This is a genomic window from Salmonella sp. SSDFZ69 (assembly GCF_004010755.1).
GTDB lineage: Bacteria > Pseudomonadota > Gammaproteobacteria > Enterobacterales > Enterobacteriaceae > Salmonella > Salmonella enterica.
The window spans coordinates 2,648,023-2,660,311 of the sequence record NZ_CP034831.1 but is presented as its reverse complement, the minus strand read 5'-3'; the positions used below and the strand labels follow the sequence as shown (position 1 = coordinate 2,660,311).

Here is a 12,289-nt window from a genome sequence, read left to right as displayed (position 1 = left end):
CAGCAGGACGCCATTGCACATGCAGCGCGATGACAGACGAGCAAACCAGAAGCGCTCGAAGGAGAGGTGAATGGAAAGCAAAGTAGTTGTTCCGGTGGAAGGTAAGAAGATCACCCTGCAAAACGGCAAACTCAACGTTCCTGAGAATCCGATTATCCCGTTTATTGAAGGCGATGGTATCGGTGTTGATGTCACTCCAGCCATGCTTAAAGTGGTCGATGCCGCCGTCGAGAAAGCCTATAAAGGCGAGCGTAAAATTTCCTGGATGGAAATTTACACCGGAGAAAAATCCACACAGGTTTACGGCCAGGATGTCTGGCTTCCCGCTGAAACCCTTGATTTAATTCGTGATTACCGCGTAGCGATTAAAGGTCCGTTGACCACGCCGGTTGGCGGCGGTATCCGCTCTCTGAACGTTGCCCTGCGTCAGGAGCTTGACCTGTACGTTTGTCTGCGTCCCGTTCGTTACTATCAGGGCACGCCAAGTCCGGTGAAACATCCGGAGCTGACCGATATGGTCATCTTCCGTGAAAACTCTGAAGACATCTACGCCGGAATTGAATGGAAAGCTGACTCTGCAGACGCTGAGAAAGTGATCAAGTTCCTGCGCGAAGAGATGGGCGTGAAGAAAATTCGCTTCCCGGAGCACTGCGGTATCGGTATCAAACCGTGTTCTGAAGAAGGCACTAAACGTCTGGTTCGCGCGGCGATTGAATACGCTATTACCAACGATCGCGATTCCGTTACGCTGGTACATAAAGGCAATATCATGAAGTTCACCGAAGGCGCGTTTAAAGACTGGGGCTACCAGTTGGCGCGCGACGAGTTCGGCGGTGAGCTTATTGACGGCGGTCCGTGGCTGAAAATTAAGAACCCGAACACGGGTAAAGAGATCGTGGTTAAAGACGTTATCGCCGATGCGTTCCTGCAACAGATCCTGTTGCGTCCGGCGGAATACGACGTTATCGCCTGTATGAACCTGAACGGTGACTATATTTCCGATGCCCTGGCGGCTCAGGTTGGCGGTATCGGTATTGCACCGGGTGCGAATATCGGCGACGAATGCGCGTTGTTTGAAGCGACTCACGGGACTGCGCCGAAATATGCGGGCCAGGATAAAGTCAACCCAGGCTCCATTATTCTGTCTGCGGAGATGATGCTGCGCCACATGCAGTGGTTCGAAGCGGCGGATCTGATTGTTAAAGGTATGGAAGGCGCGATTGCCGCGAAGACCGTGACCTATGACTTTGAACGCCTGATGGAAGGCGCTAAACTGCTGAAATGTAGTGAGTTTGGCGACGCGATTATCGCAAATATGTAATAACGATAATTGTTAAAAACAAAAACGGGGACTTAACGTCCCCGTTTTTATTGTCTATGGAAAACCCCCAGCTAGGCTGGGGGTTCCGGAAAGCTTTCAGCTTTAAGCCAGTTATTAAAACCCCTTTTGATTTGTTAAAACATCTTGCGGTCTGGCAACTGCAAAAGTTCAACAAGAAATCAAAAGGGGGTCCCAATGGGGGACGAAAAGAGCTTAGCGCACACCCGATGGAACTGTAAATATCACATAGTTTTCGCGCCCAAATACCGAAGACAAGCGTTCTATGGAGAGAAGCGTAGGGCAGTAGGCAGCATATTAAGAAAATTGTGTGAATGGAAAAACGTACGAATTCTGGAAGCAGAATGTTGTGCAGATCATATTCACATGCTTCTGGAGATCCCGCCGAAGATGAGTGTGTCGAGCTTCATGGGATATCTGAAGGGTAAAAGTAGTCTGATGCTTTACGAGCAGTTTGGGGATCTAAAATTCAAATACAGGAACAGGGAGTTCTGGTGCAGAGGGTACTATGTCGATACGGTGGGTAAGAACACGGCGAAGATACAGGACTACATAAAGCACCAGCTTGAAGAGGATAAAATGGGTGAGCAATTATCGATCCCTTATCCGGGCAGCCCGTTTACGGGCCGTAAGTAACGAAGTTTGATGCAAATGTCAGATCGTATGCGCCTGTTAGGGCGCGGCTGGTAAGAGAGCCTTACAGGCGCATCTGAAAAACCTCCGGCTATGCCGGAGGATATTTATTATTAGCATTCGAACGGTTATCAAAATTTTATCAAAAAAATTTATCAAAACTCCCTCAATTCTGACCGCAATAGTAATCCATCCTTTACGCCGATCGTCATGATAACCTGAGACCCCCTGAAAGCTGATAGTTACCGATTTTGATTGTGGTGGTTTTCTTTATGATGTGTGGTTTGGCTATTTTTTGAAAGTGCCTTACCAGATTTATTGTTATTATCAGGGGATTATTTCAATAAAAGGTGATGATTTATTGCCTGCAATAGTGGGTAGATTAAGCATTTTATGAAATTATTAGTGTCTTTATTTGCACTTCTATAAGGCTGTTAAGATGTGTTGAAATATCAGCCTGGTAAAGAATACGTCAGCGAAAGTGAATGCTATATTAGTCATAAAAATTCAGGAGACATATGCTCAAACTTATCTTCTACAGTGGAAGTGTGAAGGTTCCGGAATATCTGGAAACAGATAAGGAAAAAAATGTCGGACGTACTCCTCTGTCTTCAGACATTCAGCAAATTAAAAATTTTGTTGAAGATGTTCCGCCATTTCCAGAAAGCAGAGCGGCGAGAGGTTCTGTAAGCGCAGCGTACAGGCTTTCTTTTGACGAAGTGTTTTGCGGTCTCAGCAATGAAGAGCGTAAAAAGGTGTATGGTCGCCTTTTTGGAAAACAAGTACTTGCGCATATTCATTCCAGGTGTCAGCGCGACGCTGACATAATAAGAGAAAAAGCGCTCAGGCGGATAAGTCGTGAGTGTGGTGCCGAAATAGATTGCGCTCTCTTACTAAATAAGATGGTGGATATTTTACAAAATGCCCGGCTGACAATAAATTTTAATGCAGCAAAAATTGACTTTGTCTCTCTCTTAAAAAATAAAGAATATCTGAACTCTTATGCATTAGGTTGCAGACCGGGAGATTTACCTGCTTATAATGTCGGGCGTGATTCAGTTGAAACTAAAGCATTTGAACTGGAGAAGCTTGCAGATTCACCTTATGCCCCATATGGTCAGACAGGCGGTTTTTCCGTTGCATATACTCCCAACAGTAAAACTTTTAGCCCTACAAGCAGACCAATTTATGCTGCACTGGACTTTCTGAACGGTGAAAATGGAGGTGCCAGCGCCTATGGGAAATCATTTTTTGAATTAAATGATAATGTAAAAACAAATTGTACATTCTCACCTTTTGATATCTACGGCCACAGATTTGGCCTGGATACTAGTAAATTATCTACATTTTGCCATATGGAGAACCTGATTGCATCCTGTCAAAATGATTTTTTTGGTTATAATTGCTTTAAGAGTTTGGTTAAAATGGCTAAGGGCGAAAAATTTTTAGCTCATTCTAATTATGGTACAGGCTATGAAGGGAATTATATAGAGGCTCATATTCATGGTGATGTATGTTTATTCAGAGATATAAAGCACGTTTATTTGTCTTTGCAAGAAAACTCTTACTCGGAAAGTCAACTATATGATTATGCAAAACAAATAAACCAGGCGCTTAATAGAGACTGCATAATATTATATTGACAAGCTTATTATCAGGCTCTTTAAAAGAGCTTTAAATGATCATGAGCACATACTTCTTAAGGTAGGCAGTAACTGCTATCTGTTTATATTTATTAGCTTAGGATCAATCTGGCAGATACCTGGTGGCGCTCCAGTATGGCCTGGCAAAATGGAGGAATATGGACCAGCAGAAGCGCCTGCTGGCTATCGATATTCCTGCTCATCAGGTTTTTACGCCATCTACGCACATTTATTCTGCTATAAGTTGAAATACTGCAAAAAATATTAAGGCTTATTATTTTTTCTTTAAGTAAATTTTCGCGCAACAAACTTGGATGTGGGAATATTTGAAATGTCATTGTTTTATACTAGATCTCAGAGACCTACAACTCACAACTTTATTAGATCATCTTTCTGAACATATTACTTTTCTGGCGGTTATCAACAATAGGCTGACTAAATTGCCGGACACTTTATCTGGAGGGTACAGACGGATTACGCGGGTAGGATCACTACACCGGAAAAAGATTGCTAATTAATAAGATGTCGTCCATGATTCAGTTGGATGATAATGATTTATTCCCCACTCTTTGATCCTATAATAGTCATCTGATAGTTATCCAGAACGTTCTTACAGAGGGTGGGCTTGTTAAATAATCATCAAGTTATTAATGAGTTATGTCCTGCTTTACTGAAAATGAAAACCAGTAGACAGACGACGGCGATCAATATGAGTCGGAAGTGCCTGTGTTATTCCCGTGGCGTGAATTCTGTAACTGATAAAGTAGGTGTGGCTTATTATCAGTAATGAAATTTTTTATATATGTATTATTACTATTCACAGGTAATTTGATTGTTTGTTGTGAGTAACATTGTGTTGAAGTAAACCATGATAGACTGGATTGTGATGTGATGAGATATAATGAATTTGTGCTTTGTTAATTATTTTAAAGGTACAGGAGAGTAGTATGTATATAAATAAGTTTGTGCCTGTTTATACATTATTAATTCTCATTTATTCTTTTAATGCCAGCGCTGAGTGGACAGGAGATAATACGAACGCCTATTACTCAGACGAAGTTATCAGTGAATTACATGTTGGTCAGATAGATACTAGTCCTTATTTTTGCATAAAAACGGTTAAAGCTAACGGTAGTGGTACACCAGTTGTTGCATGTGCGGTATCAAAGCAAAGCATATGGGCACCCTCCTTTAAAGAACTTCTTGACCAGGCAAGATATTTTTATAGTACAGGGCAATCCGTAAGGATTCATGTTCAAAAAAATATCTGGACCTATCCGCTTTTTGTAAATACCTTTTCAGCAAATGCTCTTGTGGGACTATCATCGTGCAGTGCGACACAATGCTTTGGACCCAAGTAAGAGGGGAGAAGAAATAATGAAAAAGTTAATATTCTTAACCTTATCTATAGTTAGCTTTAATAACTATGCAGTAGATTTTGTGTATCGTGTGGACTCAACCCCGCCGGACGTTATTTTTCGCGATGGGTTTTCACTACTTGGGTATAACCGTAACTTTCAGCAATTTATCAGTGGAAGGTCATGTAGTGGTGGAAGTAGTGACAGTCGCTATATTGCAACAACCTCAAGTGTTAATCAAACATATGCTATAGCCAGAGCGTACTATTCTCGCTCAACATTCAAAGGTAATTTATACAGATATCAGATTCGTGCAGATAATAATTTCTACAGCTTGCTCCCATCCATCACCTATCTGGAAACGCAAGGTGGTCACTTTAATGCTTATGAAAAAACGATGATGCGATTGCAAAGAGAGTATGTTTCCACATTATCTATTTTACCCGAGAATATTCAAAAGGCCGTGGCGCTTGTTTATGATAGCGCAACAGGTCTGGTAAAGGATGGTGTAAGCACAATGAATGCCAGTTATTTAGGTTTAAGCACTACGTCTAATCCTGGCGTGATACCTTTTCTTCCGGAACCGCAGACGTATACCCAACAACGAATTGATGCATTCGGCCCATTAATAAGTTCATGCTTTTCAATAGGTAGCGTATGTCAATCACATCGAGGGCAAAGAGCTGACGTATACAACATGTCTTTTTATGATGCAAGACCTGTAATAGAACTTATACTTTCTAAATAAATGAAACTTACCTATGTTGCCTATTAAATTAAACAGACCGTTTATTAGTGGTCTGGTTAATATTGTTTATTAAGTTGGTTATCCACTTAAATATAAATTGTTTATATACTTCAATAGTTTTTTATCAGATTCATTGCATTATCAATCATAGCATTCAGGTACGTATTTTATTAATATTAGAAGGAGTCATTATGACTAAAGATGAAATCTTTGCAGCTATCCTTAGTAGAGAAGGCGGTTACGTTGATCACCCTGACGACAGGGGGGGCCAACGCATTGGGGTATAACCCTGACGACGGCCCGGGCTAATGGCTATATGGGGGATATGCGGAATCTTACCCGTAATCAAGCATTAAAAATCCTTGAGGCAGATTATTGGTATGGTCCACGACTTGATCAGGTTGCCATTATCTCTCATTCTATCGCAGCTGAGCTTTGTGATACTGGTGTGAACATGGGACCCTCAATCCCGATTAAGTACTTCCAGCGTTGGCTTAATGTTTTTAATGATCAGCAAAAAATTTATCCGGATTTGATAGCAGATGGTCAGATTGGGCCACGGACGCTTTCGGCACTAACATTTTTTCTCTCTCACCGGAGAGATGAGGGCGAAATGATACTTATCCGGGCATTGAATTGTAGTCAGGGACAACGCTATCTGGAGTTAGCTGAAAAGCGCCAGGCGAATGAGTCATTTGTTTATGGATGGATAAAGGAACGAGTAAGGTTGTAATTCCCTTACTTACCACTATGGCGGTTTGTGATGATAGCATATAATGATATATTCACACAGAGAACTGGTGAAAGCCACTAAGTCTCATTATTACTATATTAAGGCGTCAGGTTTTTCTATAGTTCTTTGTGTGTTAAAAACGAGAAATTAATTATGTTGTATGGTATGAGAATGATAGTATTTCCAGCCAAATATTCTTACGGCTAAATACATTATTATCCTTTTCCATTTTGGCACGCCCAGAACTTTCATCCCATCCAGGAATATGAGATCGGACTCTTTTCTGTTACGTAATGGATAATGATACAGGTAGTCATGAATGATTGCCGCTTTGGCATATTCACCATCCGGTGGCAATAATGACCAGAAAATACGCGGAACAGTGGCAAGGTCGGTAACGAATCCTACCGGTACTTCAATGACATCATTTTTATCTTCACTGAGATAAAACCTGAATGGCTCATAAACACGCCATTTATAATGACCTAACATTTCCATAATTGCTGGACTGGTAAAACAACTCATAATTTTACCTTATAATAAATATATATTCTGCACCTTACGCTCAAAGTACATGTCGTCAACGCTATTTACTCATTAACAGCTTCGTGCCAAAAAGGCTACGGGATAATGATCAGAAGCGAGTTGTGGATTACGTAATGCTTCAACCCTTTGTGAATAAGGTGCTCGATCGACAATGACCCCATAATCTAAAATACCACCGCCAATTTGCGTGGGTGCTGTAGGTGCGAGTACGGTTACAACTCGTTCCAGGTGCTCAGTCATCAGGTCATTTTCAAGTCTGTCTGGGCTGCGATTAAAATCCCCGGCAAGAAACCAGGATAAATGCCGCATCTGAGGTTGTCTAAAAAAATTAATGGTAACCCTGACAATAGCTGCAGCATCCGGACCTCCACTAGCCAGTGCGTGCGCTGTCAGAAAAACATCATTACCCAGTCCGATGCCAATGACGGGGCGAGATGCGACAGTTGTCGGACGCAAGACATAAACATTATCCGCTCTTTGTCTGGAAACTATTGCCAGATTAACACGGCGTGCTCCAACATCAATAGCCGAGTGGTAGATATATCTTATATCCTGACGGCTGGTGGTTCCGAGATTCCAGGTGTATTCATCAATGGGAATACCCACTCCAAAAGGCTGAATATGTCGTCCGGTAGGAACCGCTGAGGTGGGAACAGCACCGGCCTCCTGTACCATAAGAATATCCACACCGGCAGTACCACTTAAAAGCTGTCTGACATTGACATTCCATTTACTTTCTGTAGATGCTGAAGAGCCTTGAAGATTCCAGGTCATAACTTTGTAGTCACTGATATTAGCGCAGGCAAAAGAAATATAGCTGCAGATGATCATGGTCAGAAGGAAAAAAACAGGTTTTTTCATGATATCTACTCTCCCGATTATTACTTCTTTATCTGAATGATGTATGTGTTCATAACCCAGTGTTTCATGACGTTGATTTTATTCTGGCAATGCCTGACTTGTTTCTGGTTCTATGTCTTGTGCAGATAGTAAGATACATAGTCTAACGTCAATAAAACTAAAATAGATGTCTATTACAGAGGTAAAATGATAGTTTATTCAGTACAATCAATTAATTATTGTTAATACCAAAGAGACAACTATAGATAAACAACTAACTGAATTTAAAACTACATTCACTTATCTCATTGTAACTGTATTGGGTTGATTTATATGCGGAAATAGAGATTCGATATCATTAGTACTTTATAAGTAAACATAAATTTTTCATTACCAGGATTATTATATCCCTGTGTGGAAGGTAACATTTCATCTATTCTCATTCTTGTAATGACACAGTAAATTTGGTCACCTGATTAAAGGTGATATTCTCACCTCAACACAAAACAGGTGACTTAATGAACAAGAAAACCGGACAAATTAATGGATACATCTTGAACGACGACAATAGCGTCAGACCTCACCATTATAACGGTGCACTGATGCCGGAAGAACCTGAGAACAGGTACCGTTTTTACTGTAAAACCGTGACCAATAGTGTCGATGCGCAGCAAAACGTATAATTCGTTGATAGGGCGTACAGGCGTGGCACTGGGCAAAACGTTCAGTGGCAAGGACTGGCGCTGGAGCAGTCGGCATTTGGCAAATAGCATGTTGACCATGCGATAAACGCCAACTTCCGCTACATGTTCTGAGTGGTGGCGTTTGCGTTATATCGTCACAGACAGCGCCTCAGGGCGCTGTTTTCGATCGGACATGTCGCTTTCGCAGGAGGGGACGTTATTCGGCGACCAGCCACATATCAGCCTCTTCAAACATCTCTTCCAGCATACGGTGCAGTCGTTCTTTCTCGGTTTTTGTACAGTCACTGTTTAATGCGTTCGCCTGCATTGGCTTAACTTTCACTTGCGCATCGGGAAAAAGTTGATGTACGCGTTTTGTGAGTTCATTGAGGATGATTTCGCGTGCGCCTGGCAAACCTTCAACATTTCGCTTGTCATAAACGAGTTCGACGAACATCGCCATTTCCTTTTTACTGGTTGGATGACCAGTATTTAAGCTGGGTATATAACTGGTGTCAAGGTTTAGCCGCCGTTTTGTCATCCTGACGTTGCGGACGTGACCGCACGTGGAAGTAAAGGTCGCTAACCTGTTATTGTGTCATGAGGTTAGCGGCCCTCTCTTCACAGCGATGTCCTGCTACCTGATGGTAAATTCCAGGGCGCGACTAAAATCGCAATCGGCCAACACAACAGGGTCGCCTTTTCTGACAATAATGCTATTTGTGCCCAGGCATTTTCGGCTCTGTTTCCCCTTAATTTTGTTATCATCAGTGAGCCAGCGCTGGTTATCATTACCCGTGCATGAATAAAGAATGATTGGTGTGCCTTCTTTTGTACCTTGTCCTGCGGCATCCAGACATTTCTCACCCTGCGTGATTCTGTCTCGGTGAAATGAGAAAAGCTGAGATTGCACATGCTTACACTCCCGCAGCGTCAAACGATTCTGTTGATCTGAACCTGTATCAAGGCACAGACCATCAGTTGTCCGAATTTGTTCCGCGTCATTTATGTAATAACCACCGGAATTAATTTGGTTTTGTGTAATGACCGGGAACGACAAATTAATACTATAAGGTGCGGGTAAGCCGTTCGTCGTACATCCACATAAAATAGAGGAGAGGCAGAGAACCAGTGTGGTTTTTCCTGAAAGCAAAGTCATTCAATTATTACCCTAAAAATAAATAGCGTTACAACTATATTGGCGATTTATACCCACTGAATATGACGTAGCATTGAGCGACAATAGAGATAATTCCGATAGAATCACATAAATACTTCGGTTAAATGCGCGCAGCCAGCCACTCCTGTGACGATGGGTATATAGCGTTAAATACTTTTGCAATATTAGATGCTATCACAGTGAAAAACGGCTGTACATTTCTTCACGTTAAACAAAGTGAGAAGGGGGGGACACACGATATATGATAAAAGAGGTCACAGGAGTCATTAGCAAAATAAATCTTTTAGATTTTCGCCACTGAAAACATTCTGCAGCCTTTCAGGCAAAGCCTCATAGCAGACTGCGGAGGTATACGGGCTCGCTAAATTTTTCTGAAAAAATGCCGAGTGACGAATTATGAAAGATAAACGTTGGCGGCGGTAGGTCCGCGGAGGCCATTAATACGACAAAACTCAACGCGTATACCGGGGATAAGCGCTTCTGTTTCGTGTTGGCGACATGCTGAAATGTGGACCTGAACATCTTTGCGTCCATCGGAGGGGGTGATGAGACCTTTACCGCTCTTACAATCAAAGGTTTTGACAATTCCTGTCATTTTACGAGACAAACAAATTCCTTAATGGGGATAACGAGGCGCACTATACACGTCAGGAAAAATAATGCCAGCTATATTTGATGACAATCAAGATTTCCGGATGGCTAAAAGTGGTCGTTCGGCACCATTGTAGATAAATAACATTATGTTCTGGAGAAAGTATTCCCTTTCCTGGCGTCGTTGGGTGGTGCGGACATCATGGGTTTTGTCGTCGGGCAGGATGGTGAACTAATCTGCCTGGCTTGCTTTTTATCAGTATTTGTAGGTGGTTGCGGGGTTTTACTACCAAAATCGTAGATAAAAATATCCCATGATGCCTGTTGTAAATCAGAACAATGGCCTGAACTGGCCAAAACATGGAATGAAAAAATAAGTAATGACCAAAGCATAAAAGCATGATGTTTCATAGCACCTCCTGTTATATGTAATGACTTGTGAAGTTCATCTAATGAATTATGGAACGTCATTGGCATTTTTTATTCAACGAAGAGTTAACCACTCTTAATAATAATGGATTTTATAGCGAAATAGACTTTTTTATCGCGCGTTCAATATTTGCGTCCGTTATTATTTTTCTGGAATGTAAATTCTCTCTCAACACAGGTGATATTTATGTTGGAATTGTGGTGTTGATTCTATTCTTATAACAAGAAATGTTGTAACTGATAGACATATTAAAAGATTAAATCGGAGCGGGAATAAATCGTGCTAAGCATCATCGTGAATATGATTACAGCGCTGCGATGGCATATACGGTATTGCGGCTGGAGCGTCACGTGAGGACTGTGAAGCACAATGCGATATGTTCTGGTTATATGGCGAGTTTGCTTAATGACATGTTTTAGCCGTTCGGCGTCAGGTTTCTTAATGTAGTTGTGATGTTTTTTCTTTAAATATCAAAGAGTTGTATGGTGAACTTGTTGTTCTATAGTGGCTAAACACTTTATGGTTTCTGTTAAATATATATGCGTGAGAAAAATTAGCATTCAAATCTATAAAAGTTAGATGACATTGTAGAACCGGTTACCTTAATGAGCGATAGAGCGCTTTGGTAGTAAAAATATCTTTCAGGAAGTAAACGCATCAGGAGCGATAGCGGTGAATTATTCGTGGTTTTGTCGATTCGGCATAGTGGCGATAACTGAATGCCGGATCGGTACTGCAGGTGTTTAAACACACCGTAAATAATAAGTAGTATTAAGGAGTTGTTATGAAAAATATTATTTTATCCACTTTAGTTATTACTACAAGCGTTTTGGTTGTAAATGTTGCACAGGCCGATACTAACGCCTTTTCCGTGGGGTATGCACAAAGTAAAGTTCAGGATTTCAAAAATATCCGAGGGGTAAATGTGAAATACCGTTATGAGGATGACTCTCCGGTAAGTTTTATTTCCTCGCTAAGTTACTTATATGGAGACAGCCAGGCTTCCGGGTCTATTGAGCCTGAAGGTATTCATTACCATGACAAGTTTGAGGTGAAGTACGGCTCTTTTATGGTTGGGCCAGCCTATCGATTGTCTGACAATTTTTCGTTATACGCGCTGGCAGGTGTCGGCACGGTAAAGGCGACGTTTAAAGAACATTCCACTCAGGATGGCGATTCTTTTTCTAACAAAATTTCCTCAAGGAAAACGGGATTTGCCTGGGGCGCGGGTGTACAGATGAATCCGCTGGAGAATATTGTCGTCGATGTTGGGTATGAAGGAAGCAACATCTCCTCTACAAAAATAAACGGCTTCAACGTCGGGGTTGGATACCGTTTCTGAAAAGCATAAGCTATGCGGAAGGTTCGCCTTCCGCACCGCCAGTCAATAAAACAGGGCTTCTTTACCAGTGACACGTACCTGCCTGTTTTTTCTCTCTTCGTCATACTCTCTTCGTCATAGTGACGCTGTACATAACATCTCACCAGCATAAGCACAGATAAAGGATTGTGGTAAGCAATCAAGGTTGTTCAGGTAGGTGATAAGCAGGAAGGAAAATCTGGTG

Annotated in this window: 13 protein-coding genes and 3 pseudogenes; 9 read left to right on the top strand and 7 right to left on the bottom strand. The window is 41.7% G+C overall.

All coding sequences use genetic code 11. The features are described from left to right. Positions 1 to 70: 70 nt before the first annotated feature. The 3 genes from icd (at position 71) to sopF (ending at position 3,615) form a co-directional block, all read left to right on the top strand. Complete coding sequence (icd, locus tag EOS98_RS13360) at positions 71 to 1,321, top strand: NADP-dependent isocitrate dehydrogenase (RefSeq protein ID WP_000444508.1); 1,251 nt, start codon at positions 71 to 73, stop codon at positions 1,319 to 1,321. A 195-nt stretch (positions 1,322 to 1,516) separates the two neighbouring features. Further along, positions 1,517 to 1,975, top strand: a complete 459-nt coding sequence (gene tnpA / locus EOS98_RS13350) for an IS200/IS605-like element IS200F family transposase (protein WP_000502119.1) — start codon at positions 1,517 to 1,519, stop codon at positions 1,973 to 1,975. Positions 1,976 to 2,490: 515 nt separating this feature from the next. After that, a complete protein-coding gene (sopF, locus tag EOS98_RS13335) occupies positions 2,491 to 3,615 on the top strand; it encodes a type III secretion system effector SopF (RefSeq protein ID WP_061383022.1) in 1,125 nt (374 codons plus the stop codon). Between the two features lie 191 nt (positions 3,616 to 3,806). Here the strand turns inward: sopF and EOS98_RS24885 are convergent. Further along, positions 3,807 to 3,953 (bottom strand): annotated as a pseudogene (locus tag EOS98_RS24885) (hypothetical protein); the annotation flags it as partial. A 609-nt stretch (positions 3,954 to 4,562) separates the two neighbouring features. Here EOS98_RS24885 and pltB point away from each other — a divergent pair. The 3 genes and pseudogenes from pltB to EOS98_RS13315 all read left to right on the top strand — a co-directional run bounded on the left by pltB (position 4,563) and on the right by EOS98_RS13315 (position 6,454). Continuing rightward, positions 4,563 to 4,976 (top strand): typhoid-like toxin S-CDT binding subunit PltB, encoded by a 414-nt coding sequence (pltB, locus tag EOS98_RS13325; RefSeq protein WP_011233074.1) that lies wholly within the window; start codon positions 4,563 to 4,565, stop codon positions 4,974 to 4,976. A gap of 16 nt (positions 4,977 to 4,992) precedes the next feature. Continuing rightward, entirely contained in the window at positions 4,993 to 5,721 is a 729-nt protein-coding gene (gene pltA / locus EOS98_RS13320; RefSeq protein ID WP_011233073.1) for a typhoid-like toxin S-CDT ADP-ribosylating subunit PltA, read from the top strand. Positions 5,722 to 5,912: 191 nt separating this feature from the next. Further along, positions 5,913 to 6,454 (top strand): annotated as a pseudogene (locus EOS98_RS13315) (glycoside hydrolase family 108 protein). 147 nt (positions 6,455 to 6,601) lie between these two features. Here EOS98_RS13315 and EOS98_RS13310 read toward each other — a convergent pair. Both EOS98_RS13310 and cdtB read right to left on the bottom strand, forming a co-directional pair. Continuing rightward, positions 6,602 to 6,979: a DUF1353 domain-containing protein gene (locus EOS98_RS13310; protein ID WP_001277616.1), complete on the bottom strand. Its 378-nt coding sequence runs from the start codon at positions 6,977 to 6,979 to the stop codon at positions 6,602 to 6,604. Between the two features lie 72 nt (positions 6,980 to 7,051). Then, positions 7,052 to 7,861 carry a cytolethal distending toxin S-CDT gene (cdtB, locus tag EOS98_RS13305; RefSeq protein ID WP_024797574.1) on the bottom strand — a complete coding sequence of 270 codons (810 nt, stop codon included), beginning with the start codon at positions 7,859 to 7,861 and terminating at the stop codon, positions 7,052 to 7,054. 497 nt (positions 7,862 to 8,358) lie between these two features. Between cdtB and EOS98_RS24615 the strand changes: the two genes are divergently transcribed. Continuing rightward, positions 8,359 to 8,523, top strand: coding sequence for a hypothetical protein (locus EOS98_RS24615; protein WP_164550761.1), 165 nt, complete (start codon positions 8,359 to 8,361; stop codon positions 8,521 to 8,523). Beyond that, positions 8,498 to 8,596 (top strand): annotated as a pseudogene (locus EOS98_RS25125) (hypothetical protein); the annotation flags it as partial. The gene EOS98_RS24615 and the pseudogene EOS98_RS25125, both read left to right, overlap by 26 nt. A 144-nt stretch (positions 8,597 to 8,740) precedes the next feature. On the opposite strand, the gene msgA reads toward EOS98_RS25125, so the two are convergent. The 4 genes from msgA to pagD form a co-directional block, all read right to left on the bottom strand. After that, complete coding sequence (gene msgA / locus EOS98_RS13300; RefSeq protein ID WP_000497451.1) at positions 8,741 to 8,980, bottom strand: virulence protein MsgA; 240 nt, start codon at positions 8,978 to 8,980, stop codon at positions 8,741 to 8,743. A 180-nt stretch (positions 8,981 to 9,160) separates the two neighbouring features. Next, the gene (locus EOS98_RS13295; protein ID WP_011233071.1) at positions 9,161 to 9,682 is read right to left on the bottom strand and encodes an RICIN domain-containing protein; all 522 of its coding nucleotides are present in this window, start codon (positions 9,680 to 9,682) and stop codon (positions 9,161 to 9,163) included. Positions 9,683 to 10,097: 415 nt separating this feature from the next. Continuing rightward, entirely contained in the window at positions 10,098 to 10,310 is a 213-nt protein-coding gene (gene cspF, locus EOS98_RS13290; protein ID WP_001537306.1) for a cold shock-like protein CspF, read from the bottom strand. Between the two features lie 131 nt (positions 10,311 to 10,441). Next, entirely contained in the window at positions 10,442 to 10,705 is a 264-nt protein-coding gene (pagD, locus tag EOS98_RS13285) for a virulence protein PagD (RefSeq protein ID WP_024134152.1), read from the bottom strand. Between the two features lie 803 nt (positions 10,706 to 11,508). Between pagD and pagC the strand changes: the two genes are divergently transcribed. Further along, the gene (pagC, locus tag EOS98_RS13270) at positions 11,509 to 12,066 is read left to right on the top strand and encodes a virulence membrane protein PagC (protein WP_000789472.1); all 558 of its coding nucleotides are present in this window, start codon (positions 11,509 to 11,511) and stop codon (positions 12,064 to 12,066) included. The last annotated feature ends 223 nt before the right edge of the window (positions 12,067 to 12,289 follow it).

What these genes read in the sequence shown, in the direction of transcription:
- EOS98_RS13295 (WP_011233071.1), bottom strand. Translation starts at nt 9,682, where the DNA reads ATGACTTTGCTTTCAGGAAAAACCACACTGGTTCTCTGCCTCTCCTCT.
- EOS98_RS13310 (WP_001277616.1), bottom strand. Translation starts at nt 6,979, where the DNA reads ATGAGTTGTTTTACCAGTCCAGCAATTATGGAAATGTTAGGTCATTAT.
- msgA (WP_000497451.1), bottom strand. Translation starts at nt 8,980, where the DNA reads ATGTTCGTCGAACTCGTTTATGACAAGCGAAATGTTGAAGGTTTGCCA.
- tnpA (WP_000502119.1), top strand. Translation starts at nt 1,517, where the DNA reads ATGGGGGACGAAAAGAGCTTAGCGCACACCCGATGGAACTGTAAATAT.
- cdtB (WP_024797574.1), bottom strand. Translation starts at nt 7,861, where the DNA reads ATGAAAAAACCTGTTTTTTTCCTTCTGACCATGATCATCTGCAGCTAT.
- pagD (WP_024134152.1), bottom strand. Translation starts at nt 10,705, where the DNA reads ATGAAACATCATGCTTTTATGCTTTGGTCATTACTTATTTTTTCATTC.
- pltA (WP_011233073.1), top strand. Translation starts at nt 4,993, where the DNA reads ATGAAAAAGTTAATATTCTTAACCTTATCTATAGTTAGCTTTAATAAC.
- sopF (WP_061383022.1), top strand. Translation starts at nt 2,491, where the DNA reads ATGCTCAAACTTATCTTCTACAGTGGAAGTGTGAAGGTTCCGGAATAT.
- EOS98_RS24615 (WP_164550761.1), top strand. Translation starts at nt 8,359, where the DNA reads ATGAACAAGAAAACCGGACAAATTAATGGATACATCTTGAACGACGAC.
- pltB (WP_011233074.1), top strand. Translation starts at nt 4,563, where the DNA reads ATGTATATAAATAAGTTTGTGCCTGTTTATACATTATTAATTCTCATT.
- icd (WP_000444508.1), top strand. Translation starts at nt 71, where the DNA reads ATGGAAAGCAAAGTAGTTGTTCCGGTGGAAGGTAAGAAGATCACCCTG.
- pagC (WP_000789472.1), top strand. Translation starts at nt 11,509, where the DNA reads ATGAAAAATATTATTTTATCCACTTTAGTTATTACTACAAGCGTTTTG.